This is a genomic window from Alexandriicola marinus, from assembly GCF_004000435.1.
Taxonomy (GTDB): Bacteria; Pseudomonadota; Alphaproteobacteria; order Rhodobacterales; family Rhodobacteraceae; genus Alexandriicola; species Alexandriicola marinus.
The window spans coordinates 1,109,794-1,135,166 of sequence record NZ_RBVZ01000002.1 but is presented as its reverse complement, the minus strand read 5'-3'; the positions used below and the strand labels follow the sequence as shown (position 1 = coordinate 1,135,166).

Annotated in this window: 25 protein-coding genes; 10 read left to right on the top strand and 15 right to left on the bottom strand. The window is 63.0% G+C overall.

Annotation, left to right across the window (positions count from 1 at the left end; all coding sequences use genetic code 11):
- Window positions 1–88: 88 nt before the first annotated feature.
- The 3 genes from leuS to holA are packed head-to-tail and all read left to right on the top strand — an operon-like array spanning window position 89 to window position 4,155.
- Complete coding sequence (gene leuS, locus EP376_RS11875; protein WP_127655737.1) at window positions 89–2,638, top strand: leucine--tRNA ligase; 2,550 nt, start codon at window positions 89–91, stop codon at window positions 2,636–2,638.
- Window positions 2,625–3,119, top strand: a complete 495-nt coding sequence (gene lptE / locus EP376_RS11870) for an LPS assembly lipoprotein LptE (protein ID WP_127655736.1) — start codon at window positions 2,625–2,627, stop codon at window positions 3,117–3,119. The genes leuS and lptE overlap by 14 nt, the downstream gene beginning before the upstream one ends.
- A gap of 4 nt (window positions 3,120–3,123) precedes the next feature.
- Complete coding sequence (holA, locus tag EP376_RS11865; protein WP_127655735.1) at window positions 3,124–4,155, top strand: DNA polymerase III subunit delta; 1,032 nt, start codon at window positions 3,124–3,126, stop codon at window positions 4,153–4,155.
- Between the two features lie 104 nt (window positions 4,156–4,259).
- Here the strand turns inward: holA and EP376_RS11860 are convergent, their stop codons facing one another.
- The 4 genes from EP376_RS11860 to EP376_RS11845 form a co-directional block, all read right to left on the bottom strand.
- Window positions 4,260–4,469, bottom strand: coding sequence for a hypothetical protein (locus EP376_RS11860; protein WP_127655734.1), 210 nt, complete (start codon window positions 4,467–4,469; stop codon window positions 4,260–4,262).
- A gap of 276 nt (window positions 4,470–4,745) precedes the next feature.
- Window positions 4,746–4,961: a hypothetical protein gene (locus EP376_RS11855; protein WP_127655733.1), complete on the bottom strand. Its 216-nt coding sequence runs from the start codon at window positions 4,959–4,961 to the stop codon at window positions 4,746–4,748.
- Between the two features lie 100 nt (window positions 4,962–5,061).
- Window positions 5,062–5,691, bottom strand: coding sequence for a YjbF family lipoprotein (locus tag EP376_RS11850; protein WP_164744921.1), 630 nt, complete (start codon window positions 5,689–5,691; stop codon window positions 5,062–5,064).
- A gap of 5 nt (window positions 5,692–5,696) precedes the next feature.
- On the bottom strand, window positions 5,697–7,817 hold the full coding sequence (locus EP376_RS11845; RefSeq protein ID WP_127655731.1) for a YjbH domain-containing protein: 2,121 nt from the start codon (window positions 7,815–7,817) through the stop codon (window positions 5,697–5,699).
- Window positions 7,818–7,944: 127 nt separating this feature from the next.
- Here EP376_RS11845 and EP376_RS11840 point away from each other — a divergent pair, with 127 nt between their 5' ends.
- Window positions 7,945–8,538 (top strand): glutathione S-transferase family protein, encoded by a 594-nt coding sequence (locus EP376_RS11840; protein WP_127655730.1) that lies wholly within the window; start codon window positions 7,945–7,947, stop codon window positions 8,536–8,538.
- Here the strand turns inward: EP376_RS11840 and EP376_RS11835 are convergent.
- Both EP376_RS11835 and EP376_RS11830 read right to left on the bottom strand, forming a co-directional pair.
- Entirely contained in the window at window positions 8,508–9,683 is a 1,176-nt protein-coding gene (locus tag EP376_RS11835; RefSeq protein WP_127655729.1) for a TIGR03862 family flavoprotein, read from the bottom strand. The genes EP376_RS11840 and EP376_RS11835 overlap by 31 nt on opposite strands.
- Window positions 9,680–10,993, bottom strand: a complete 1,314-nt coding sequence (locus EP376_RS11830) for a mechanosensitive ion channel family protein (RefSeq protein WP_127655728.1) — start codon at window positions 10,991–10,993, stop codon at window positions 9,680–9,682. The genes EP376_RS11835 and EP376_RS11830 overlap by 4 nt, the downstream gene beginning before the upstream one ends.
- A 70-nt stretch (window positions 10,994–11,063) precedes the next feature.
- On the opposite strand from EP376_RS11830, the gene EP376_RS11825 reads away from it, so the two are divergent.
- Together EP376_RS11825 and EP376_RS11820 are read left to right on the top strand one after the other, a co-directional pair.
- Window positions 11,064–11,363, top strand: a complete 300-nt coding sequence (locus tag EP376_RS11825) for an HNH endonuclease (RefSeq protein WP_127655727.1) — start codon at window positions 11,064–11,066, stop codon at window positions 11,361–11,363.
- A gap of 88 nt (window positions 11,364–11,451) precedes the next feature.
- Window positions 11,452–12,474: an NADP-dependent oxidoreductase gene (locus EP376_RS11820; RefSeq protein WP_127655726.1), complete on the top strand. Its 1,023-nt coding sequence runs from the start codon at window positions 11,452–11,454 to the stop codon at window positions 12,472–12,474.
- Here EP376_RS11820 and EP376_RS11815 read toward each other — a convergent pair.
- Window positions 12,471–13,634, bottom strand: coding sequence for an alkane 1-monooxygenase (locus tag EP376_RS11815; protein ID WP_127655725.1), 1,164 nt, complete (start codon window positions 13,632–13,634; stop codon window positions 12,471–12,473). The genes EP376_RS11820 and EP376_RS11815 overlap by 4 nt on opposite strands.
- 31 nt (window positions 13,635–13,665) lie before the next feature.
- Window positions 13,666–14,742 (bottom strand): A/G-specific adenine glycosylase, encoded by a 1,077-nt coding sequence (gene mutY, locus EP376_RS11810; RefSeq protein ID WP_127655724.1) that lies wholly within the window; start codon window positions 14,740–14,742, stop codon window positions 13,666–13,668.
- A gap of 84 nt (window positions 14,743–14,826) precedes the next feature.
- Here mutY and EP376_RS11805 point away from each other — a divergent pair, with 84 nt between their 5' ends.
- Together EP376_RS11805 and EP376_RS11800 are read left to right on the top strand one after the other, a co-directional pair.
- On the top strand, window positions 14,827–15,360 hold the full coding sequence (locus EP376_RS11805) for a DUF721 domain-containing protein (RefSeq protein ID WP_127655723.1): 534 nt from the start codon (window positions 14,827–14,829) through the stop codon (window positions 15,358–15,360).
- Entirely contained in the window at window positions 15,357–16,028 is a 672-nt protein-coding gene (locus EP376_RS11800; RefSeq protein ID WP_127655722.1) for a DsbA family protein, read from the top strand. The genes EP376_RS11805 and EP376_RS11800 overlap by 4 nt, the downstream gene beginning before the upstream one ends.
- A gap of 37 nt (window positions 16,029–16,065) precedes the next feature.
- Here the strand turns inward: EP376_RS11800 and lpxK are convergent, their stop codons facing one another.
- Genes lpxK through EP376_RS11785 form a run of 3 tightly spaced genes read right to left on the bottom strand, consistent with a single transcriptional unit; the run spans window position 16,066 to window position 18,550 of the window.
- Window positions 16,066–17,067, bottom strand: coding sequence for a tetraacyldisaccharide 4'-kinase (gene lpxK, locus EP376_RS11795; protein WP_127655721.1), 1,002 nt, complete (start codon window positions 17,065–17,067; stop codon window positions 16,066–16,068).
- Between the two features lie 5 nt (window positions 17,068–17,072).
- Window positions 17,073–18,278: a 3-deoxy-D-manno-octulosonic acid transferase gene (locus EP376_RS11790; RefSeq protein WP_127655720.1), complete on the bottom strand. Its 1,206-nt coding sequence runs from the start codon at window positions 18,276–18,278 to the stop codon at window positions 17,073–17,075.
- A 26-nt stretch (window positions 18,279–18,304) separates the two neighbouring features.
- Window positions 18,305–18,550 carry a DUF4170 domain-containing protein gene (locus EP376_RS11785; protein ID WP_127655719.1) on the bottom strand — a complete coding sequence of 82 codons (246 nt, stop codon included), beginning with the start codon at window positions 18,548–18,550 and terminating at the stop codon, window positions 18,305–18,307.
- Window positions 18,551–18,703: 153 nt separating this feature from the next.
- Between EP376_RS11785 and EP376_RS11780 the strand changes: the two genes are divergently transcribed.
- Both EP376_RS11780 and EP376_RS11775 read left to right on the top strand, forming a co-directional pair.
- Window positions 18,704–19,315, top strand: a complete 612-nt coding sequence (locus EP376_RS11780) for a BglII/BstYI family type II restriction endonuclease (RefSeq protein ID WP_127655718.1) — start codon at window positions 18,704–18,706, stop codon at window positions 19,313–19,315.
- Complete coding sequence (locus EP376_RS11775) at window positions 19,312–19,953, top strand: MT-A70 family methyltransferase (RefSeq protein WP_127655717.1); 642 nt, start codon at window positions 19,312–19,314, stop codon at window positions 19,951–19,953. Before EP376_RS11780 ends, EP376_RS11775 begins: the two co-directional genes overlap by 4 nt.
- A gap of 24 nt (window positions 19,954–19,977) precedes the next feature.
- Here the strand turns inward: EP376_RS11775 and EP376_RS11770 are convergent, their stop codons facing one another.
- The 4 genes from EP376_RS11770 to EP376_RS11755 all read right to left on the bottom strand — a co-directional run bounded on the left by EP376_RS11770 (window position 19,978) and on the right by EP376_RS11755 (window position 25,291).
- Window positions 19,978–20,748: a 3'(2'),5'-bisphosphate nucleotidase CysQ gene (locus EP376_RS11770; protein ID WP_338068399.1), complete on the bottom strand. Its 771-nt coding sequence runs from the start codon at window positions 20,746–20,748 to the stop codon at window positions 19,978–19,980.
- Entirely contained in the window at window positions 20,741–22,087 is a 1,347-nt protein-coding gene (locus EP376_RS11765; RefSeq protein WP_127655715.1) for a TldD/PmbA family protein, read from the bottom strand. The genes EP376_RS11770 and EP376_RS11765 overlap by 8 nt, the downstream gene beginning before the upstream one ends.
- 93 nt (window positions 22,088–22,180) lie before the next feature.
- Window positions 22,181–23,704 (bottom strand): hypothetical protein, encoded by a 1,524-nt coding sequence (locus EP376_RS11760; RefSeq protein ID WP_127655714.1) that lies wholly within the window; start codon window positions 23,702–23,704, stop codon window positions 22,181–22,183.
- Window positions 23,705–23,782: 78 nt separating this feature from the next.
- A complete protein-coding gene (locus EP376_RS11755; protein ID WP_127655713.1) occupies window positions 23,783–25,291 on the bottom strand; it encodes a DUF2125 domain-containing protein in 1,509 nt (502 codons plus the stop codon).
- Between the last annotated feature and the right edge of the window lie 82 nt (window positions 25,292–25,373).

The following is a 25,373-nucleotide window of genomic DNA, read 5'->3' as shown; positions in this document are numbered from 1 at the left end:
GCATCATCGCCTCCCCTGCCCTCTTCCGCGAAAAGACTTCGATGCGCCGAGTGCGCAGCCCCGACATCCTGTTTCGAGACATGCCCCGATGACCGCTTATTCCCCCGCCGAAATCGAAGCCAGATGGCAAGCCGCCTGGGACAAGGCCGGCATCTTTGCCGCGACCCGCACCGAGGGCAAACCGAAGTATTACGTGCTCGAGATGTTTCCCTATCCGTCGGGGCGGATCCACATGGGTCATGTGCGGAACTACACGATGGGTGACGTCATCGCGCGCTACAAGATGGCGACGGGGCACAACGTTCTGCATCCAATGGGCTGGGACGCCTTCGGCATGCCGGCCGAGAATGCGGCGATGGCGTCGGGCGGCCACCCGAAGGACTGGACCTACAAGAACATCGACGAGATGAAGACCCAGATGAAACCTCTGGGCTGGTCGCTGGACTGGAGCCGTGAATTCGCGACCTGTGACCCCGAGTATTATGGCCAGCAGCAGGCGCTGTTCCTCGATATGCTGGAAGAGGGTCTGGTCTATCGCAAGAATGCCGTCGTGAACTGGGATCCAGTCGACATGACCGTTCTGGCCAACGAACAGGTGATCGATGGCAAGGGCTGGCGCTCCGGTGCCGAGGTCGAACGTCGCGAACTGACGCAATGGTTCTTCAACATCTCATCCATGGCCGATGAGCTGCTGTCAGCTCTGGACGGGCTGGATGACTGGCCCGCCAAGGTGCGGCTGATGCAGGCCAACTGGATCGGCAAGAGCCGGGGCCTGGAGTTCGCGTTCGAGCGGACAGATGGCGGCGAGATCGAGGTCTATACGACGCGGCCCGATACTCTGATGGGCGCGAGCTTTGTCGGGATTTCTCCGGACCATCCGCTGTCCAAGGAACTGGCCGAGGCGAACCCGGAGGTTCAGGCCTTCCGTGAGGCCTGCGCCAAGGGTGGCACGACCGAAGAGGCACTGGAAAAGGCCGAGAAGCTGGGGTTCGATACCGGGCTGACGGTCAAGCATCCACTGGATCCCACGTGGGAATTGCCGATCTGGATCGCCAATTTCATCTTGATGGATTACGGCACCGGTGCGATTTTCGGCTGCCCGGGGCACGACCAGCGCGACCATGATTTCTGCCGGAAATACGATCTGCCGATCGTCGACACCTATCTGCCCCGCGATGAAGAGTGGGACATCACGGCCGCGCCCTATGTGCCGCCCAAATCCGAAAAGGTGCACTGGACGCGCCCCTTCGGCTGGGCCGAAGATGCAACGAGCGACGAAGCCATCGATGCCACGATCGCCATCGCCGAACGTGATGGTTGGGGGAAAGGTGTCACCAAATTCCGCTTGCGTGACTGGGGCCTAAGCCGGCAGCGGTATTGGGGCTGTCCGATCCCTGTTGTCCATTGCGACAGCTGCGGCGTGGTTCCTGAGAAGAAGGAAAACCTCCCCGTCGAATTGCCCTACGATGTCAGCTTTGACATCCCCGGCAATCCGTTGGACCGTCACCCGACGTGGCGCGATGTGCCCTGCCCTGCCTGCGGCAAACCGGCCCGGCGCGAGACGGATACGATGGATACCTTCGTCGATTCCTCATGGTATTTCGCACGCTTTACGGCACCCCGGGCCCCGACCCCGACCGTGGCCGAGGATGCCGAATACTGGATGAACGTCGATCAGTATATCGGCGGGATCGAACACGCGATCCTGCACCTTCTCTATTCCCGGTTCTTCGCCCGCGCGATGCACAGGACCGGCCACCTGCCGGCCAAGGCGATTGAACCCTTCGACGCCTTGTTCACCCAAGGCATGGTGACGCATGCGATCTATCAATCGCGCGATCCGAAGGGCCGCCCGGTCTACCACTATCCCGAAGAGGTCGAGCTGCGTGATGGCAAGGCCTTCCTCAAGGAGGGGGGCGCCGAGGTCGAGATCGTGCCATCGGCCAAGATGTCGAAGTCCAAGAACAATGTCGTCGATCCGGCCAATATCGTGCGCGATTACGGGGCAGACACCGCGCGGTGGTTCGTCCTGTCGGACAGTCCGCCCGAGCGTGACGTTGAATGGACGGCTTCGGGCGCCGAGGCCGCGTCCAAGCACCTGGCCCGTGTCTGGCGCCTGTCTCAGGAGATCGTCACAGCGGAGGAGGATGGCACGCCAGAAGCGGATGAAGACCTGCGCCGAGCCATTCACCGCGCGATTCATGATGTGACGATGGGCGTCGAATCCTTCGGCTTCAATGCGGCGATCGCGAAGCTCTATGCATTCACGAACACGCTGGCCAAGTCGCGGGCCGGTGCGGCGGTTCGCAAAGAAGCGATGAGCACACTGGCGCAGCTGATGTCGCCGATGACGCCGCACCTGTCCGAAGAGATCTGGAAAAGCCTCGGCAACGAGGGCTTTGTCGCCACTGCGAATTGGCCTGTCGCGGACGAAGACCTTCTGGTCGAAGACACGATCACATTGCCGATCCAGATCAATGGCAAGCGCAAATCCGAGATCGTGGTCGCCAAGGATCTGGCGAAAGACGCAGTCGAAGCCGCGGCGATGGCTGACGAAGCGGTGCAAAAGGCGCTTGCGGGTGGCGTTCCAAAGAAGGTGATCGTCGTTCCGGGCCGGATCGTGAATGTGGTTGTCTGAGGCCCGGATAACCCGCCGCGTTGCGCTCCTCGGGGTCATTTCTGGCCTCTCTGCTTGTGGGTTTGTCCCGGCCTTTGGCACGAACGGCGCCTCCGATGTGCTGATCGGCACGGTCGAAGTGATCGTGCCTCCGACCATAGCCGGATATCGGCTTGCCGATCGTGTTCGTGACCGTCTCGGACCGCCGGATGGACAGGCGCTCTATCGTCTGGACGTCACGCTTGATATCCGGGAAATCGGCACCGCGATCACCCAGGAAGGTGCGGTGACGCGCTTCACGCTCGAGGGTGTTGCAGCGTTCCGCCTGATCCGGCGGGAGGACGATATGGTGTTGGTGTCAGGCGAGACCGACAGCTTTACCGGCTATTCGACAACAGATTCCACCGTCTCGACCGAGAACGCCCGCGCGAATGCCGAAGAAAGGCTGGCGGGCATCCTGGCCGACCAGATCATAGCTCGACTTCAGATCGGTTTGGCGTGATCGCATGAAGCTTTCGACCCGCGACGCGAGTGCCTATTTCAAGAAACCCGACGCAGACGCGACGGGACTGTTGATCTATGGCGGGGATGCGATGCGTGTGGCGCTGCGCCGCAAGGAGGTCGTCGAAAGACTGATCGGCCCCGAGGGCGAGGGAGAGATGCGGCTGACCCGCATCTCGGCCGCAGAATTGCGCAAGGACCCCGCGCTCCTTTCGGATGCGATGCGGGCACAGGGTTTTTTTCCCGGTGCCCGGGTGGCCCTGGTCGAAGATGCAGGCGATGGTCTTGCCAAGGTGATCGAGGCCGCGGTTTCCGATTGGCGCCCGGGTGATGCGCAGGTGATCGTCACGGCGGGGCAACTTGCGGCCCGTTCAGCCCTGAGAAAACTCTTCGAAGGGCATTCGAAATGCTACGCCGTAGGGATCTACGACGATCCGCCCGACCGGGCAGAGATCGAGGGCCTGCTGACAGAGGCCGGCCTGACCAATCTGGATCGCGACGCGACCGAAGCGGTGACCGCTTTGTCCCGGATTCTGGACCCCGGCGATTTTCGTCAGACGATCGAGAAGCTGGGCCTCTACATGCGTTCGGTCAATGAGCCTGTGACCTCGAAAGACGTGGAGGATTGTGCCCCGCAATCGGCCGAAGCGGGGCTCGACACCCTGCTCGCGGTGGTGGCGGACGGCAGGACTCAGCAGATCGCGGAACTGCTTCGACGCCTGTATGCGCAAGGCACCACGCCGGTGAGCCTGTGTATCGCGGCGATGCGCCATTTCAGAGCACTTCATGCCGCGGCATCCGATCCGGGTGGTCCGGCGTCGGGCATCGGCAGACTGCGGCCACCGGTCTTTGGTCCGCGGCGCGATACGATGGTTCGGCAGGCGCAGAATTGGGGGCGGGACAAGCTGGAACGCGCAGTCACACTGTTGATCGACACCGATCTTCAGCTGCGTTCCGCATCAACAGCCCCTCAACATGCCTTGGTAGAGAGGGCACTGATCCGTCTGTCGATGATGGGAAGCCGCGGACGCAGCTAGGCGGCGGCGCTCGTCAAATCGCATCCGGAAACGAATAAGGCGGGCTCGAGGCCCGCCTTTTCGGTTTGCGCGCCCTATCCGGGAACGCAGACACTGAGAAAGACTTATTCGTCTTCGTTCAGCTGGGTGTATGCCAGAGCGGCAAGAGCAGCCAGGGCAACGACGGGGAGAATCCAGCCGTAGGACGAGCCGGCAGCTTCTTCGACGACGACGACCGGGGGCTCGATGATTTCGGCAGCGAAGCCACCAGCCATTGCGGAGCCAGCGAAGGCGGTTGCGACGGCAGCGGCGATAAGGGTCTTGGTGAGGCGCATGTCTCTACTCCAGTTGATAAACAAAGCGTTGGTTCGGCTATATCGGCTTTGATCTATCGACTCAAGCGACACTCTTCCGACTCGACAATGCACGTAGCATTCAAATCGGGATGCAGCGCAAAAATGCAACAGTTGTGTCAGCCGTGTGGCGCAGAGTGGCAAACGCCAGCACTCTTACAAGGAGGAACGTGTCGCATTCTCGGCGACGTCCTCGCGAATATCGTATTCAGGGGCCACGAAGACCGGCTCCGTGGCCCCCGAAAAATCAGGGAAGAATCATTCCTGAGTCTGGGTGTAGGCCAGAGCAGCAAGGGCTGCCAGAGCCACAACCGGAAGAACCCAGCCATAGGACGAACCTGCGGGCTCGGGCTCGACGATCACCGGAACAACCGGGGGCTCGACGATCTCGGCCTGGAAACCGCCTGCGAAGGCGGCGGTGGAGAACGAGGCCGCGGCAAGGGCGGCGATCGCGAAGGTCTTAACGGCGCGCATGGAAAACTCCTTTGTTAGCGGCTACCTGCAATGCACATCTAATGATCGTCAGTTTGACTGCCAACGGCAATGTTTCCACAGAAGGCTGTGGATAAGTCTTTTACAGCCGATTGTTGCGCAAATACGCAATCACGTCGGAGACAAATTGCCGAGAGGCGATCACCGTCCCATTCGAATCAATGTAATAGACATTCTCGAAGACGATTCGCGGATTCTGGCAAGTTTCAGACAATATCCGCGTTTCGACCTGTCTCAGGCCAAGGTCGACCTCTTCGGTGCCCTTGAGTTCGAAGGTGCACTCATAGACCTGGCGTGAGATCTGATCGCGGGCGTCCAGATACTCGTGAACCCGGCGTGCTGTGCCGCTGCGCTGTGCGATTGCAGCCCGCACCTGTGAGACATCCGCCGCCATCAGATCCTTGCCGAAGCCACGCGTCGCGACCATCACGTCGCCTTCGAACGTGACCGAATACCCGGTCTCGCCCAGATAGGTGCGGCGTCCGCCCGAGGCTTCGACCAGCTGGCCCAGACCCACGATCCCCAGCCCGGACACCTGGAACAGCATGGCCGTTTCGGGTGACGGCGCGCCGGGTTCCACCGCACTTTCGGCCTCGACGGCAAGCGCGGGAATGAAACGGCCGCCAAGCTGGCTCGCAAGGCCGGGTTCGGTCTGGTTGCCGCAACCGGCAAGGGCAAACAGCCCGAGCACGACCCAGAAAGATCTGATCATCCGTGTCATCGCCAGAACCGTCCCCATCCTTCAGAAAGATTGGTGTAGTGGCCGTCACGAATTTCTTCGTAAAGGCGACCATCAAGATCAAGCCGCTGGCCGTCGTCCCGCTCGGGCGCACCAAGCGTTGTTCCAAGTGTCCTCTGCGTTGGCTGACCGACGACGAAATCGATCGGGATCTCGACACGGATGCCATAATCGACGCCCGAATCTATCTCTCCGTCGAATGACACATCCGTCACTGTGGCAAAGGCCCCGACCCGCCAGCCGTTTTCGAATTCCCGATCGACGGCCAGAGTCGCCCCCCAATCGCCCGCAAGATACCGACCGACATCGAGCTGACCGTGAAAACCATTGTCGAAATCATAATAGACCGACCCGTGCCCCGTGATCACCTCGTAATCCTGAAATTCGAACAGCTGATCGAACTCGCGCTGGCGGACATAGGCGACCTCGCCGCCGACGGCCCAGTCGCTGTCGACCGGCTTGAACAAAAGCTCTGTCGAGACGCCCCCGAACATCGGCTCCAACAGACCCGCGGTAACCCGGCTGTAGAGCTCGGGCAGGGGTCGGCCATAATGCGACAGGGTCAACGTGGGGATCGTTGTCGTGCCTTCCTGCACATAGAATGCAGAATTGGTCCTGACCCGCTGAAGATCGTCGCTGGGCAGTTCGGTCGTTGCATCAGCCGTATTGAACAACTGCTGCCGCAACGCGCCGCTCAGAACAAGGTTTGGCCGGATCTCGTAGGCCGCCGAGGCTTCGATCCCGCCATTGATACCGAAACTGCTGTTTTCGCCATCGCCGAACTGAACCGCGCCATAGGGGGCGATGCCCCATGTCAGCGGCCCGCCCGGGGCGGCGACCGGGGTCAGGCCCGCGGAAGACCCGGCCTCGGCGATCATCGCGCGTTCAAGGATCGCGTCGCTGCCACCGGAAACCGTTTCAAGTGCCTCGAGATCAGACCTGTTGAACGTTACCGCAGAGGTCGGAATGCCCCGTGCCAGAGGTTCAAGAATGATCGTCTCGACCGAGGCGGGCAGGGTCCGGGTCATGATGCGGGCAACACGACCAAGCGCCTGCGCCTCGCTGCGGTAGCGATTGTTGGTGAACTGGATGCGCGCGGCCCCGGCATTCAGCTGGATCGCATTGAGTTCGATCCCCTCGGCGGCCAATGCGCGCGACGTGGCCGCAATGATCGCAGCCTCGGGATCGGCTGCGCGATCCCAACCGCCTGCACCGGCGCCAGCATCGCGTTGGGCGACAGGCACGGGCGCGGGATCGAAGCCCCCGTCAAAGGGGCGGTTGTTCGGGTTGAACAGGATCGTGCCGGTCAGGCCAAAGGTATTGCCGTAAAGGTAGTTCGCGGCGATCTGGTAGCCGGGTTTGGGTTCCCAGGTCACGCCGGCATTGATCGGCGAATCGATGGTGATGATGCCGAGCGCGGTCTCCCGTTCGAAGGCATCCGACGAATATTCGGCCTTGAGCGTCAGGGTATCTGTCGCGGCCCATTCCACACCACCAAAGAACGCGGCGTCGCCGGTAAACCACTGTCCATCATAGATCGCGTCGGTGTCGTCGGGCCGGGTCTCGAATTCCGAGGACAAGAGGCCCAGAGGGTTGTCAAACCCGTTCCCGCTCCCGAACCGGCCCCAGCCCAGACCCGCGGTCACCCGAAAGGCATCGCCCAGCGCCTTGCTGGCCACGATGTATTCCGCGCCGAACTGGCCTGATGCGATGAAATCCTGTAGGCCGACCGAGACCGAGGGCAGCAAAGGCCCCTCTTCAAGGATTTGGTAACGCAGATCGACGCTGCGATCGACATAAAGGCCCTCCTGCGGGTCTTCGTAGGGCAGGTAGAAATCCTGCGTCGTCGAAAGACGGAAACTGCCCATCAGGCGCGGCGTGATCTGGAACGTCATCGTGGTGCGCTGCATCGTCGTCGTCGCGCCCAGCGTGGCGGCGAATTCGCCGTCAGGCGGAACAAGGGCCGTCGGCATTTCCAGCAGGCCGGGCGTCCCATACAGCGTATAGGTGATGCCGCGATCCTGCGCCTGCGCCCCACCCGACGCCAGAACCGCAATCAGGCTGATTGCAGCGCCTGCGCCGATTGCCCTTTGTGCCATGCTTACCACCCAAGTATCCTCTGGGGCATACTAGCCCCCACCGCTCCGGGATGAAAGCGCTCCTCTGGGTGGCAGGCGACTTGATGCAAGCACGCGTCACCCCGGAGGTGGCCGAACAGGAGAAAGAATGGATCTTCATCTTTACGGCGGCCCGAAAAGCCGTGCGTTCCGCGTGATCTGGATGCTCGAGGAACTGGGGCTTGATTATCAGCACAGTCTCGCGGCCCCGCGCAGCGACGAGGTCATGGCCTTGAACGGGTCGGGAAAGATCCCGGTTCTGGTCGTCGACGGCACGGCAATTAGCGACAGCACCGCGATCCTGACCTTTCTGGCCGACCGGACCGGGCAACTGACCTTTCCCGCCGGATCACTGGATCGCGCGCGCCAGGACGGCTGGACACAGCTGATCAACGATGAATTCGACTCGGTCCTCTGGACGGCGTCACGGCACAGTTTTGCCCTGCCCGAGGAGTATCGGTTGCCCGAGGTGAAAGACTCGCTGAAATGGGAATTCTCGCAATCCGCTGCGCGGCTTTCCGATACCTTCGAAGGCCCCTTCCTGATGGGTGAGGCGATGACGATCGCCGATATCCTGCTGACCCATTGTCTGGGCTGGGCCGTCGTGGCCAAGTTTCCCGATGCCGGACCGAAACTCACCGCGTATCGCGACCGGATGCGCAAGCGCCCTGCCTATATCCGCGCGCTCGGCTCGGCGATGTAGCGGGCCGCGCCCTGCCCCGCCAGCCGGCCTGTGGCAAGGCAGGCCGTGATCAGGTAACCGCCCGTCGGCGCCTCCCAATCCAGCATTTCACCTGCCGCAAAGACGCCCGGCCTGTCGCGCAGCATCAGGTCGTCGGTCAGCGCGTCAAAGCGCAGGCCGCCGGCCGTGGAGATGGCTTCGGCGATGGGCCGCGGCCCGAGATGCCGGATGGGCAGGGCCTTGGTCAACCCGGCCAGGTCATCCGGAAACGGCCGCCCGAATTCGTTGAGCAGCGCCAGTTGCTCTGCCCCAAGGCGTGCGCGTTTGCGCAGGTGGTTCGTGACGCTGGCCTTGCCGCGCGGCTGGGCAAGCGCGGCTCGCAACTTTTCCGCCGACCAATCCGGCTTGAGATCGAAGGTCAGGGTGGCCCCGTCACGCACTGCGCGCGAAACCTCGTAGATCCCGCCGCCTTCCAGCCCGTGGGCAGAGATTGTGACCTCCCCCCGCGACTGCAGGTCGCCCGCGCGCAGGGTGATGCCCTTGAGGGGCCGTCCGAAATGCGCGGCCATATGCCCCGACCATTCGACATTGAACCCCATGTTCGCCGGGCGAAACGGCGCCACCGGGCCGAGGGTCGCGGCCCAGTCACCGGTCGAGCCCAACCTCGGCCAGCTGGCCCCGCCCAGCGCCAGAACAAGCGCATCGTATTCCATTGCCCGGGCACCTTCAGGCGTGTCAAAGAGGGCGAGCCCGGCCTCGTCCCAGCCTGTCCATTTCCAGCGCCGGGACAGGGTAACGCCCTTTGTCTCCAGCCGGGCGAGCCAGGCCCTCAGCAACGGCGAGGCCTTCATGACCTTGGGAAAAACCCGCCCGGTCGACCCGGCAAAGACCTCCTGCCCCAGATCCTCGGCCCAGCCGATTACCTCGCGCGGGCCAAAGGCGCGCAACGCCTGTTCCATCGGCCGAGGCAGGTCCGGAAACGCCGACAGAAACGGCTCGATCGGCTCCTGCTTGGTGAGGTTCAGCCCCGATTTTCCCGCCATCAGAAATTTGCGGGCGGGCGAGGGCATGTGATCGGCAATGGTCACCGAATGGCCCGCATCGGCCAGAACCTCTGCCGTCATCAGGCCCGCAGGCCCGGCCCCGATGACGAGGGCACGGCTCACTCTGCCATCCGGGGTAATGCGCCGCCCTTCATTTCGATCACACGATGCGGATAGGGGATTTCGATCCCGGCCTCCTTGAGCGCGTTCCAGATCGCGAAGAGCACGTGGCTGCGATACTTGTTCTTGCCGTCGTCGATCCCCTCGACCCAGTATTCGCAGACGAAATCGATGCCCGACTCGCCGAAGCCCGCCAATTCACAATCAGGGCCCTCAGGCGCCGACAGGACAAAGGGCAACTGCTCCACCGCCGCGTTGATGATGCCGGGCACCACGTTGATGTCGGTGTCATAACTGACCGAAAACGCCGCCTCGTAACGTTTGGCGCTGCCCGCGTCGGAATAGTTGACGACACGGGTCGTGATGAAATCCTCGTTCGGCACGACGATCCATTTGCCGTCGAACGTCTCGAGGATGGTGGCGCGTGCCGTCATCTTGATGATCGTCCCCGCCTCACCGCCATCCAGCTCGACGAAATCGCCCACGGTCGCCTGACCCTCGACCAGAAGGATCACGCCGGAGATGAAGTTTGACGCGATCTTCTGCAGGCCGAAACCAAGGCCCACACCGATCGCACCACCCAGAACGGCCAGCGAGGTGAGCGAGATGCCCATGATGTTCATCAACAGCAGGAACGCGATACCGAAGATCGCGATTTCCGCCGTCTTGATCGACAATTGCCGGATCGCGGGCCGCATGGGCTGTTTGCCGATATAGCTGGCCGATTGCTGATTGCTCCATGATCCCAGCCAGAACAGGATGCTGCCCGCCAGCACACCCCGGATCAGCGACATCACCGAAAAGCTGATATTGCCGAGCGAGATGACCGTCTCGGTCAGCGCGGTCTGGATCGGATCGAGCAGACCCAGCGCATAGAGCCCCGCAATCGGGATCAGAGCATAGCGGCCAAGGAAATTGAGGAACGGTTCGGTAATGATATCGCGGACGAGGATCCGGGCTGCGACAAACAGGAAAAGCCGCTTGCCGAAGGCGATGACAGCGCCCGAGCCGAACAGGCTCCGGGTGACCTGCTCGCCGATGGCCGTGAAGACATAGGCAAAAAGCGGCAGCAGAAGCGGCAGAAACAACAGGACGAACCGGCGCGCCTTGGCAATCGTGGTCTCAGACCCTTCGGCAGGGCGCAGGAGCCTGTCGATCCGGGGTGCAATCGTTCGGTTCGCCAGAACCGCAAGGATCCATGCGGCGACCAGAAGCCCGAATTGCGACCACGCCGCAGGCGACAGAAGCCAGCCTTCGGCAAGCGCCCATCCCGCTTCGAGATAGCCGAGCGCCTGCTCCATCAACCCGTTCATCTCCATCAAACCTTGCCCCGATCAACCCAAACCCCACCTTGATTCAGCAACCGACGGAAAATCACAAGCGATGACCGAAACCATCGATCCGATCTGCGCCCTGTGTGGCCGCCCGATCCCCGAAGGCGTCCCGCAAAGCCAGCACCACCTGATCCCCAAGCTGCGCGGCGGCAAGGGAGGTCCGACCGTTCTGTTGCACCACTTGTGCCATCGAGAGATCCACGCGACCCTGACCGAAAACGAGCTTGCCCGGGAGTGGAACACGCCGGAGAAACTGCGCACGCATCCGAGGTTGGAGAAGTTCATCGGCTGGATCCGCAAACGCCCACCGGATTTCGACTCGCGCGTGCCCGGCAAGCGGCGGCGCTGACGCGACCCGGCGCATTTCGGATTGCATGAGCGATCCGCACATCACAGTGTCTGCCCCACCCCCGGCTCCGCAAGAAAGAGAGAGCATCATGACAAACGCCCGGTCGATCCGACTGAAATCGCGCCCCAAAGGTGCTGCAAGCCACGAGAATTTCGGAATGACGCAGGATACCCTGCCCGACCCCGGCGAGGGCGAGTTTCTGGTCCGGATCCTGTGGCTGTCGCTCGATCCCTATATGCGCGGGCGCATGAATGCCGGGAAATCCTATACCCCGCCCGTCGAGATCGGCGGGATCATGACGGCGCAGGCCGTGGGCGAGGTCGTGGCCAGCCGACATCCGGGGTTCGCCGAGGGCGATATCGTGCTGGGCGGCTTTGGCTGGACGGATCATGCAATTTCGGACGGTCGAGATGTCGTGAAGGTACCCGAGGGGCCGCCGATCTCAACCGCGCTTGGCGTTCTGGGTATGCCCGGCTTCACCGCCTGGACCGGACTGGGCGAGATCACCGGCGCAGCGCAGGGCGAGACGATCCTTGTCAGCGCCGCGACCGGCGCCGTGGGCGCGATGGCCGGGCAACTTGCGAAGACGCGCGGCCTGCGCACGATCGGCGTGGCCGGCGGCCCCGAGAAATGCGCCTTTGCCATGGATGAGCTTGGCTATGACGCCTGTCTGGATCACCGGGCCCTTGATGCCGCGGCGTTGACAACGGCCGTGGCGGAGGCCGCACCCCAGGGGATCGACGTCTATTTCGAGAATGTGGGCGGCGATACCTTGTCTGCCGCCGTCATGAACATGAACGATTTCGGCCGGATCGCACTTTGCGGCATGATCGCGTGGTATGACGGAGCCAATGTCGAAAAGGCGGCCCCCCTGCCCCTGATCTGGCGCAACATCCTGACGCGCAGGTTGCGCGTGCGCGGATTTATCGTCTTTGACCATTACGCCGATTTCCCGACTTTCCATGCCGAGGTGGCGCCGATGGTCATGGATGGCAGGATCAAGGTTCGCGAAGACGTGACCGAAGGGCTGGAGAATGCGCCCGACGCCTTCTTCCGGATGCTGGAGGGCGGCAATTTCGGCAAGACACTGGTGAAGGTGGCCGAACGCTAGGGCGGGCTCCAGGACCTCGGCAGCGGGGTCTGCGCCTTGTTGTAGGGGCCCCAGTCGGCGATGTCCGGATAGAAGGCCTGCCGCCATTCCCGCACGCGGGGATGCATGATCCGCCGCCACAGGGGCGGGATCAGAGCCGCGAGCGTCATGACCGGATAGCCATGGGGCAGCTGGGGCGCCTCGTCCTCGTGGTAGGTCTGCAAGAGCGGGAACCGGCGGTCGGGCTTGTAGTGGTGATCGGAATGGCGCTGAAGGTTCAGAAGCAGCCAGTTCGACGCCTTGTGCGCCGAATTCCATGAATGCCGGGGCAGAACATGTTCGTACTTTCCCTCGCCAAGATGACGGCGGGTCAGTGCGTAATGCTCGATGTAATTGACCAGTTCGAGCTGAAAGATCGCCCAGAACGCCTGCGTCGACCAGAGAAACAAGCCCCACCAGCCGCCGATCCAGACGGCAAGCCCGGCAAACACCAGTTCGAGCGCCCAGTATCGCCAGAACGGGTTGGTTCGGTGCCACCACGGCAGGCCCCGGCGGGCCAGCATCGCCTTTTCGGCGTCAAAGGCCGAAAGCAGCCCCTGCATCGGCACGCGGGCAAAGAACTTGTAGAAGCTCTCTCCAAAGCGCGCGGTTACGGTGTCGCGCGGCGTTCCGACATGGCGGTGATGCACCAGCAGGTGTTCGGACCTGAAATGAGAATACAGCACGGTGGCGAGCAGAAGATCGGAAAACCATCGTTCCGTCCGTGGTTTCTGATGCATCAGCTCGTGGCTGAAGTTGATGCCGATCGTGCCATAGACCAACCCAAGCGCTGCAAAGAGGGCCCATTGCTCGAACAGGGACAGGTGCCCCCCTGACGTGACATAGGCCAGTATCCCGATGACGGTGACGATCTGGGCTGGCGCCCAGATCAGCGTGACCAGACGATACCAGAACAATCCGCTTTCCGGCGTCTCGGGATCGGCATTCTCAAGCTCAAGGCCAAGAACCGAATCCAGCGCGATATGCAGATACCAGGTGCAGATCGGAAGAAGCGCGATCGTCCAGCCGCCATTCATGGCCGCAATCCAGGCAACCGGGATCACGACAAGCGAGGACCAGAACGGCAGCGCCCGCCACAGGCGGCCAACCTCCGATTTGGCAAATGTCACGTTCGAACTCATAAGCGCATACTACATCCGATTGTGGGCGAAGCTATGGCAGCTCCGGGTCGCCTTCCAGATCGCGAAGCGTCGCATGGGACAGGTCAAAGACCTTGCGCATCAGCGTCGGCAGATCGGCGGGCCGGAAGGCTGCATGGGGGACGAAATCGCCCCGGTGGGGCGTTGCATCCATCGGAAGCTGCACCGTCCGGATCGCAAGCCTCAGGTGGAAATGCGTAAAGGTGTGCCGCGCCTCCAGAGCAGGATCATGCCAATTTGCCTCGATCGGCGGATCATGGGGCGGCATGCCCTCCTCGATCCAGTCGGTGACCGGCCAGCCCAGCATCCCGCCCAGCAACCCTTGAGGCGGGCGCGTCTCAAGGAGCCAGGCCCCGTCGGCCCGGCGCGCGACATAGGCCACGCCCTGTCGCACGGGTTTGGGTTTCTTGGGCGATTTCTTCGGCAGTTCGGCCGCAGTTCCCTGCGCGCGCGCCACGCAAGGGTCGCGCAGGGGGCAAATGCCGCAGGCCGGATTGCGCGGCGTGCAGATCGTGGCGCCCAGATCCATGACGGCCTGTGCGTAATCCCCGGCGCGGAGCCGGGGCGTGTGATCGCCGGCGCGTTCGGTCAGTTCCCGCTTGCTGCCCGGCAAGGGGGCATGGATATCGTGCAGCCGCGCCATCACCCGTTCGACATTGCCATCGACAACCGTCTCGGGCGCGTCGAAGGCGATCGCGGCAATCGCGCTTGCGGTATAGGGTCCGATCCCCGGAAGCGTCAGAAGCACCTCCCTGTCTTCGGGAAAACGGCCGTCATGATCGTTGGCCACGACGCGGGCGCATTTGAGCAGGTTCCGGGCCCGGGCGTAGTATCCAAGGCCCGCCCATGCGGCCATGACATCTTCGTCGCGGGCTGCCGCCAGATCCGAAACCTCAGGCCAGCGTTCCGTGAACTTCCGGAAGTAATCCTTGACCGCCGCGACGGTGGTCTGCTGAAGCATGATCTCGGACAGCCAGACCTGATACGGGTCGGGACGAACGCCATCCCGCCGCGCGGCAGGGCTGGTGCGCCACGGCAAATCCCGCGCGTGACGGTCATACCAGTCCAGAAGCAGGTCAGAAATTGGCATGATCTCGCCTTCACACTCTCGTTATGGGATAACAGTCGGGTTTCTCTGGCGAAGCGCTTTGGTTGTCTAGTATGACCTAGGACGATGAAAAAGCCCCGCCACACATCAACGACCCATGGTTTCGCCCCGACCTCGCGCTTGCTGCAATCGCGCATTCGCACGGCGTCGGAATCGCGCGGCTTCGCGGTGACACGGCTTCTGACCCATTGGGAGGAAATCGTGGGGGAAGCTGTTGCCCGCATCGCGAACCCCGTGGATGTCAGCTATGGCAGGCAGGGGCTGGGGGCGACGCTGACGGTTTTGACAACCGGGCCGAACGCACCAGTTCTCGAGATGCAGAAGGATCAGATCCGCGAACGGGTCAATGCCTGCTATGGATATCGGGCCATCGCCCGGATCCGGATCACGCAGACCGCGCCCACCGGATTTGCCGAAGGTCGGGTCGCATTCGGCCACGCGAAGAAAAGGACCGGCACCGAGCCGGAACCCGCAATTCGGCGGGCCGCCGCCGACGCAGCCGCCCGGATCGAAAGTGAAGACCTGCGGCTTGCCCTCGAGGCGCTTGGAACAAATGTCCTGCAAAGGCAGAAGATCGAAAAAGGAAGAAAAGACACATGACAAGATTGCTTCCCGTAGCGGCACTGGCCGCCGCCGCCGTTCTGGGCGGGACCTGGTTCCTGTCGCAGCCGACGCAACCGAACTTTCCCCTTCCCGGCGCGGCCTCGGCGCAGGAGACAGCTGAAATCGATGTGTCGACCATCGTCGAGATGTCGATAGGCGCCGAGGATGCGCCTGTCGAGGTGATCGAATACGCCTCCTTTACATGCCCGCATTGCGCCAGCTTCCACGAAAACCAGTATCCCCAACTCAAGGCCGATTACATCGAGACGGGGATGGTGCGCTTCACCTACCGCGAAGTCTATTTCGACCGCTTCGGGCTGTGGGCGTCGATGGTCGCGCGCTGTGGCGGAGAAGAGAAATTCTTCGGCATCACCGAAATGCTGTATGATCAGCAGCGCGACTGGATCGCCGGTGGCAACGACCCGGCCGTGATCGCCGGAAACCTGCGCCGCATCGGTCTGACCGCCGGGATCGAGCCCGAGGCGCTGGATGCCTGCCTGTCCGACGGGACGATGGCCCAGACCCTTGTCGCGTGGTTCGAGGAAAATGCCGAAGCCGATAATGTGACATCGACCCCGACGCTGATCATCGACGGCACGAAGTATGCCAACATGTCCTACAGCGATCTGTCGGCCCTGATCGACGAACGTCTGGCCGATCAGTAGGCGCCTGTGTATCCCCGGCGGCTCGGGCCTCCGGGGATCAAGGCTTTGCGATCAGGCCCAACCGATCCAACAGCGTATCAAGTGCGGACGGGTCGTCGAATTCCAGCCGCACCGGCACCGACAGAACCTGTGACCGGAATCCCGCTGGCAATCGGACGAAATCCTTTTCGGTGGTGACCAGTTGCGCGACGCTGGCTCGGGCCTCCAAAGACAGGCGCGTCATCAGCGCATCGGTCAGCGGTTGATGATCCGACAGGGCTTCGGCCCGGATCACCTCGGCCCCATCGGCCCGCAACATCGCAAAGAATTTCTCGGGATGTCCGATCCCCGCGAAGGCCAGAACCCGACGCCCCGTCCACGGCAGACCCATCGCGAGGGGCTTGAGTTCGGCCATCAGCAGCGGCAGATCGAAGGTCCCGAGGCTCGGCGCAAACCGTCGTTGGGCCGGCGCCGGACCGATCGACACGACCGCATCGGCGCGCGCAAGACCTGCGCCGACCGGCTCGCGCAGGGGTCCGGCGGGAATGACCCGCCCGTTGCCAAAGCCCCGCGCGGCATCGACCACGACCAGTGACAGCGATTTCCGGACCGCCGGATCCTGGTGCCCGTCATCCAGTATGATCACGTCGCAAGGGCCGGCTTCGGCAAGCTTGCAGCCGCCGATCCTGTCATCCGCCACGATGGTGGGCGCAAAGGCCGCGTGCAACAGCGCCTCGTCCCCGACCTGAGAGGCATCATGACTTTCCGGATTGACCCGGACCGGCCCGCGCAGCGATCCGCCATAGCCCCGGGTGACGACCACAGGCGACAGCCCCCGGGATTGAAGCCTTTGGACAATCGCGATTGTCGTGGGTGTCTTGCCGGTGCCGCCGGCATTGATGTTGCCCACGCAGATGACCGGAACGCCCGCCTGATAGGCAGGCGCACGCGCCACCCGGCGCGCAGTGGCCTGCGCATAGACCCATCCCAGGGGCGCAAGGCTACGGGCCAGATGCCCAGGGCGCTCTGGCGGGTTGAACCAGTATCCGGGCGCACGCATGGACTCTATCCCCCCGATCCGTCGACAGCCTCGCGCAGCCGATCGATCAGGTGCGACATCGTCTCTGATCCACGGGTGGCCACGTCCCATCCCGCATGGGCGAATTGTGCGGCACGATCCGCCGACAAAAGCCCCACCACGGCGTAGCCAAGCTCGGTCCCTGACTGGATCTTTCTGCTGGCGCCTGCCCCCTGCAATGCGCGGAAGCGATGGCCATAGGGGCCCTCGGCCGGCCCGTGGATAACGGCAGAGCCAAGGGCCGCGGCCTCGAACGGATCACGGCTTGGCTCCCCGTCAACCGTGCCCCCGACAAATGTCATCGGTGCAAGGCGATACCAAAGGCCGGGCTCGCTCAGATCGGCGAGCAGGACATCGGTGTTGAAGGACGGCTCATCACCGGCAAGCCGGTGTGCCACATCCAGCCCCTCCTCCGACAGGATCGGCGCGATCGTGTCGGGTTCGGACGCCGCTATGATCAGCAAGAGCCGGTGCGCGCGCCGTGCCGCCTGCCGATGTGCGGCGATGATGAAATCAATCTCGCCCGGCAACGGATCGACGCACAGCCAGACAGGCCGGGTGCCCAGGGCGCGCGCCATTTCCTGCCGGTCGCTCTCGACGAAAGGCAATACGGGTGGCGCCGATTCCAGCGGGTTCATCCGTCGGACACGATCCTGCGGCAGACCAGAGCGGATCAACTGTGCCGCGCGTTCCGCATCAGAGCAAAGCGCCTCGTCGAACAGGGACAGAAGCGCCCGGGTCACCCCCGGAACAAGCGGCCCGCCCGCATCGACAAGCGCGGCGTCGCCCGGACTGTCGATCAGGATCCGCCGCATGCCATGGTCGCGGCTGCGATCCAGAAGGCGCGGCCTGAGCCCACCGCCAGACCAGATCAGGATATCGGGCTGCCAATGCCCGGTGAACCGCGCCGCATCTTCGCCGCGGTCGTCGGGCAGGACGAGCGTGATTGTCCTGTCACCCCCGGACCGGACCTCGGTCGCCTGTTCCGTCGTCAGCAGCAGCGTCGCCGCCTCGCCCTCGGCACGGAACTCGGCCATCAGCGACAGTGCCGCATCCACGAATTCGGGCCGGCCCGCGTGAAACCAGACCAAAGGCCCGACGGGCCTGTCGGGCCATGCACCGCCATCGGCAGGCGCCTCGGGTTTGCCGCGCCGCAACGCAAACAAAGCCCTGAGTGACAAGGGGCGGGCCATTGACGCCGTGTCCGGGTAGCCGGGGATCAGCTTCCCAGTTCTTCGGTCGGGGACGTCTCGGCCCCTTCGTCGCGCAGCCGGTGCAGATGGGCGATGAAATACCGCATATGCGCGTTATCGACCGTGCGCTGGGCCTCTGCCTTCCACGCGTTATAGGCGGTTTCATAATCGGGAAAGATCCCGACCACGTGGATGTCATCGACATTCTTGAAGGCCGACTTGGTCGGATCGATCAGCTCGCCTCCGAAAACGAGGTGCAGACGCTGCGTCATGGAAAGACCTTTCTGTGCTCTGGTTCAGATCACGTTGGTGCAAAACGGCTTCGCGCCGCAACCTACGGGAACGGGGCGACCGGTCAAGGGCGCAAGCCTTGCTTGGCAAGAGGGATCCCCACCGCTAGATGTGGGGGTCACGAGGATCATCCCATGCTCATGACGCGCCTTCCCGACTTTGTTCGGACGCATTACGAATGCCACGAATGGCGCCATGCCAGCGCGATTCTGGCACATGATTTTCCGGCGGAATGGCAGGACATCATCGATGTGCTGACGGAGTTCAGGCTGCGCCGGTCGTGGATCACCGAAGGCGGCGGACAGAAATCCCGTGTCTCGGGCTTCATCGATGAACGGCTGTATGAACGGGGATGGCTGGAAAAAGGCTTTGAAACGGCCGTGATGGTCGATGGCCAGCTTATGGAATCGCCGACGCATGGGGTGGATTGCTACAGGAATCGGATCGCCCTCGAGATCGAGTGGAACAACAAGGATCCGTTCTATGACAGGGATCTGAACAATTTCCGCATGCTGTTCGATCTGCGCGCCGTCAGCGTCGGCGTGATCATCACGCGCTGCGACGAATTGCAGGAAATCTTTCGCAAGCTGGGGCGGGCGGGGTCCTACGGGTCGTCGACGACCCACATGTCCAAGCTTCTGCCCCGGATCGAAGGCGGCGGCGGGGCGGGTTGCCCGATTCTGGTGTTCGGCATCCGCGCGAGCCTCTATGAAGATGACCTGTTCTTCGAGGAGGGCGAGACATGACAAGCGCATCCGATGATCTTCTCTCCGATCTGGGGGGCTGCAAGTTCCAGACGATCCTGGCGGACCCGCCCTGGCAGTTCCAGAACCGCACCGGGAAGATGGCGCCGGAACACAAGCGCCTCGCGCGCTATCCGACGATGGGGCTCGACGATATCTGCGACATGCCGGTCGAGGCGATCGCGGACGATCAGGCGCATCTTTACCTCTGGGTGCCCAACGCGCTTCTGCCCGAAGGGCTGAAGGTCATGGAGCATTGGGGGTTCAGCTACAAATCGAACATCATCTGGTACAAGACCCGGAAGGATGGCGGGCCCGACAGGCGCGGTGTCGGCTTCTATTTCCGCAACGTGACCGAGATCCTCTTGTTCGGCGTGCGGGGCAAGAACGTGCGCACGCTGCCCCCCGCGCGCAGTCAGGAAAACATCATCTGCGCTCAGAAACGCGAACACAGCCGCAAGCCAGACGAACAATACGACCTGATCGAGGCCTGTTCCTTCGGAGAAAAGCTGGAGCTCTTCGCCCGCGGCCCCCGTCCGGGCTGGACAGTCTGGGGCAACCAGTCCGAGGACTACACCCCCACCTGGGACACCTACGCCAACCACAGTCAGGCCAAGATCGTCCCGATCAAGCGCAAATAGGCCGCCCACCCCGGTGGCGGGAGGTCAGACCAATCGCTCGGATATCTGCTGGTGCAGGCCGGATTGAGCCACAAGCACGCCGTCGCTCTGGGGCCATGACTTGTTGAAGGTCAATGCGGCACCTGCCCGGTCGGTGACCTTGGCCCCGGCTTCGGCGGCGATCAGCGCTCCGGCGGCGATGTCCCATTCCCATGCCGGACGCAGGGTCAGCATCGCGTCGAACGCGCCTTCGGCCACAAGACAAAGCCGCCAGGCCAGCGACGAGCGGAAATGACGCTCGAAGGGCGGGGGGGCGTTACCGTGCCAATGTTCGGGCGCGAGCGAGGGTTTCGTCGTCAGCACGCGGGCACAGCCGATCGCGGGTGCGTCACCGATGATCAGGGGGTCGCCGTTCAGCGTCGCGCCCTGCCCGGCCTCGGCCGCGTAAAGGGCATCGCGCGCAGGCAGGTAGACGACCCCTACGACGGCACGCCCGTCTTCGACGATGGCGACGGAATGGGCCCAATCCTTCGATCCGGCGATGAAAGACCGGGTCCCGTCGATCGGATCGACGATGAATGTGCGCGACGGGCCAAGCCGGTCGGTATTGTCGGGCGTTTCTTCGGACAGCCAGCCATGATCCGGGCGGCTATCCAGAAGCCGCTGTTTCAGAAGCTCATCGACGGCCATGTCGGCTTCGGTGACGGGGCCCGCACCGTCGGGCTTTTCCGTCACATTTATCGGCCGGGCCTGGTGTTGCAGGGCCAGCTTTCCCGCCTCGCGGACGGCGCTGACGACAAGATCGAGATCACTCACCGGCAAGCGTCAGACCGTCTATCAGGATCGACGGCACAACCCGGCTCAGATGCAGGCGCGCGTCATTGGCCGGCACGATCCGCATCAGCATCTCGCGCAGGTTGCCCGCGACGGTGCATTCGCTGACCGGAAAGGCAATCTCGCCGTTCTCGATCCAGAAACCCGATGCGCCGCGCGAATAATCGCCGGTATTGGGGTTGATCGTCGACCCGATCATCGACGTGACCAGAAGGCCCGTTCCCATTTCCTTCAGAAGATCTGCCCTGCTGTGGGGACCTTGGGTCAGCGCGATATTGGTGACCGAAGGCGACGGCGGCCCGCCGGTGCCGCGCGCGGCATTTCCGGTCGTCTCGAGACCGAGTTTGCGCGCCGTCGCCAGATCGAGCGTCCAGCCCGTCAGACGACCGTCATCGACGATCTTCTTCATGCGGGTCGGTATCCCCTCGGCGTCGAAAAGCCGGGACGCCGACGTCCGGGCCCGATGCGGATCCTCGATGATATCAAGCCCCTGCGGCAGAACCTGTTCGCCCAGCGCATCGCGAAGCCAGCTGGAGCCTCGGGCGATCATCGCGCCGTTCGTCGCCGACAACAGATGACCGACAAGCGAACTCGCGATCCGTTCATCGAACAGCACCGGGTAGGTACCGGTCTTGGGGCGCCGCGGCGCATGGCGGGCGACCGCACGTTCGCCGGCCGAGGTCCCGATTTCGCCCGCGTCGCGCAGGTCGGACTGGAAGATGCGGGTGTCATAGTCGTAGTCCCGCTCCATCCCTGTGCCTTCCCCGGCGATGGCAACGCAGGAGCGTGACCTGTCGGTCCGCTCATACCCCGCTGAGAAACCGGTCGTCGCGGCAAGGTGAATGCGGCGGCGGCTGTATCCGGCAGATGCACTGTCGATCCGGGTGACACCCTCGACGGCACGGGCCGCGGCCTCGGCTGTGCGGGCATCGTCTTCCAGATCGGCGGCAGACGGTTCCGGCGTGGGATCCGATAGCTCCAGCCATGCCATCGCGGTGTCCGTGGCCAGTTGATCGGGATCCGCCAGACCCGCGTGCGGATCTGCGGGCGCTTCGCGGGCCATGGCGACCGCGCGTTCGGCCATCCGTATGATCGCCTCGTCTCGCGCATCAGACACCGACACGCAGGATTGCCGCTGACCCACAAAGACCCTCAGACCGATATCGACGCCTTCGGAGCGTTCGGCCTGTTCGAGAACACCGTCCCGAACGTCGATACCGACCGAGGTTCCGTCGACGGCCACGACATCGGCGCTTTCGGCCCCTGCGGATTTCGCGGCCTCAAGCGCCTTGTGCGCCAGATCGGAAAGAACATGAGCCATGATGGGTCCTGCGTGATTGTGTTGCAGGAGAGGTAGGCCCTTGCCGCATGAACGGCAAGGCACCGGGGCCAAGCATCCTGGAAGCGATGCCCGTCAGGGCAGGTTGAAAGGCTGTCCGTTGGCGATGATCCTGCCGTCTTCGGTGAACTCGATCTCGGAACTGAGGATATCGTCGCCCGCGACGATCGTGCCGAGGCTGATCATCAGACGCAGGCCAAAGGCTTCTTCGCTGGGGATCAATCCCTCGTCGATCAGGGCATCGAGCAGACCGTTCAGGCCCTTGATCTCGGCCCGCCCCGCGCCTTCGGGCCAGGGCACGCCGGGAAAGACGGAATACTCCCCGTAATCCAGCTTGAACGCGCCCGAACTGTCCGCCGTGACGCCCAGCGCGGACAGGCCGAACCGTTCGATCTCGACCTCGGTCACCTGAACCGATGCATCCTGCCGCCCGCCCAATTCCGGCAAGGCCAGAAAATCCGGCAAATCCGCATCGAGGATCACATCGCCCGTCATCGACAGATCGAGCGACGCAGGCCCCCGCGGCAGCGCCTTGTCGGGATCGAAGAGCGCCCAGATCGTCGGCCCCAGCCGCAGATCATCGAGGCCGAACCCGATCCGGAACGGTTGCGTTTCATCGGACCGCAGGATCGGGCCGCCGATGTCCATGTGAAAGCCCTGAAAATCGATCCCGAATGCCCGCGGCGTCATGAATTCCTGCGCCATCTCAAAGATACCCGGCCCCACATCGACGCCAAAGGCAAGCTGCGTGCGATCGAGTGCGAAGGTGCCCGAGGCCCGCTCGACGTCGTAGAAGTCCTCCTGCTCGAGACGCCCGTCGATCGTCGTGCGGCTTTGCGACGTGGAGTTCTGGGCACTGCTTTCGGCGGTGATATACATCCCGTTCCGCAACGCGCCGGACAGGTTCAGCAGATCCGCGCCCCCGGGGATCAGCCCCATGCTGAACGTGTTGGTCGAGGGGCCGGTTTCGGCCACTGTGGCGGTTTCGAAGCCGAAGCCATCGCTGAAGGTGGACGTCGTCGTGGTTCGACCGATCTCCGATTGGGAAAAGACGACGACAAGCGTGTCTTCCACGATCCGGGTCTCGGCGGTGTAGCCGTCGATATCGACCTCGAATTCGGCTGTGGAGGACGGCTCCGACGACACAGTGAAATCGGTCAGGGCAAGCGAGAACGGCCCCGTCTGCGTGACATAGCTCACCGCGCCGGGATCGCCGGTTGCGATTGTGGAGATGGCGGTATCTCCCGTCCGCATGGTCATCGAGGCATCGCCCTCACCGGTGATCGACGCGCCCAGCGTGATTTCCATCCCCGCCGGATAGGTAACGGTCACCGTCCCGGCCTCTTCGGTCATGGTGTAGTCCGAGATACCGAAGGTGATGCGGCCCGCCCCCATGGGCAGAACAAAGGACCCGTTGTGCCCGCGGATGGTGACACTGTCCCCGTCACGCAGAAACTCGGCCTCGTGACTGCCGCCAAGGGCCTCGATCAGGGCCGACGAATTGTTCCAGACGTCGGCCGAGGTGATATCGGCCATGAGCGGTCCGGCAGGAAGAGTGGCTGTCAGTGCGGCAATCGTACCGATGCGAACGGCAAACATGCTTGTTCTCCTTTCGGAAATGAAACGCCGCGCGGCCCCTTTGGCCCGCGCGGCGCGTTCAGGCTAGCCTCGTTCAGCTTACTGGAGACGCTGACCGTTTGCGAGGATATGACCCTCACTGTTGATCTCGATCGTGGTTTCCAGCATGTCCTCGCCGACGGGACGGGTGAACGCACCCATCATCATCTGCGCGCCCATGACCTGCTGTTCGGGCACAAGACCCATCTGAACAAGCGTGTCGATCAGGCCGTTCACCCCGTTGATGGCAAGGTTCAGCTCACCCTCGGGACGAGGGGCACCGGGGATCGTCTGGAAATCGGTGAAATCGAACGTGAACGCCCCGCTTCCGAGGATCTCGGCGCCAGCGCCGCGAATCGTCAGATCATCGAGGGAGAGCGAGTCCAGTTCACCCGGAAGATCCGAACCACTGGTGGCCTGCATGGCCTGTGCCGGGTCCATCATGTCGAAGAACAGGCGGCCCATGCCAGACAATTCGATGGCCACCGTCAGCGGGTCATGCGGCAGCGACGCGCCCGGATCGACCATGCCCCAGATCATGTCGCTGATGGCCAGATCGCGCAGAATGAACCGCGCTCCCAGCGGCGAGGCGGTTTCAGAACTGCTCAGCGGCATGTCGATGCCCATGTCATATTCGGCGATGGAGAATTCGATCGGAAGCGGCACATCGGACGCCGTGAAATTCACCGCGAGATCACTGAACCCCGTGGAATAGGTCACCGCATCATAGTCGATCGAAAGCCCGAACGTCCCGTTCGAGGCCGAGAGCGTTCCGTTGGCGGCGTCGGACCCATCCATGAAATCGAGCAGATAGGCCGACTGGCCGAATTCGTAAGACGTGTCGACGGCAAACCCGTCGATGAACATCGACTCGGGCGCGTCATAATCCATGTCGGCCGGGATCGAGATATCCCCCGCGATCGCAAGATCCGCGATCTGACCCGAGAAGTTGAGATAGCCTTCGCCATCGGGGTCGGACACGTCGACCAGCATGTCGATGCCACCGGTGGTGACGGCATAGACGACGGTGTTCAGATCGCCATAGCTTGCCGTGTAGTTCCCCGAAACACCGTTGAGCGACAGAAGGGCTTCGGCCTGCATCGGCTCACCGCCATCGGTGATCTCGTCGAGCGAGATGGACAGCTTGTCGGCAGAGATATCGTAGACCATGGCATCGGGCGTGCCGGACACCTGCAGGTCCAGTCCTGCCTGCGTGACCATGACCGTGGCCTGGTTCTGGGGTGAATCGATGATCCGGATCGGATAGCTTTCCGACATCACGACGCTGACTGTTCCATCCCCGTTCTCGGTCAGGACGATCGAGGGGATCGTGGCCGTCACCTCGACATCCCCCATTTCAGGGTCGGTCATCGACATTGTCAGATCGGTGATGGTCAGGCTGGGGCCAACCATTTCCTGGGAGCCAATCGTGATGCCCTCTTCGCCATAGACCGCGAGGCCTTCCTGCCAGCGATCCCAGACATCCTGGGCGGTCACATCGGCCTGTGCCGCGCCAGCCGCGAAAAGAGCGGCTGCACAAGTCGCGGTTGTCTTTAGGTTCAATGCCATGGGTAGAATCCCTTCCCTGTTCAAATCCTTGGCTTCCAGCTTCCGTTTCCGGCGTTTGCGGGTCAAGGTCTGGAAATCTCGA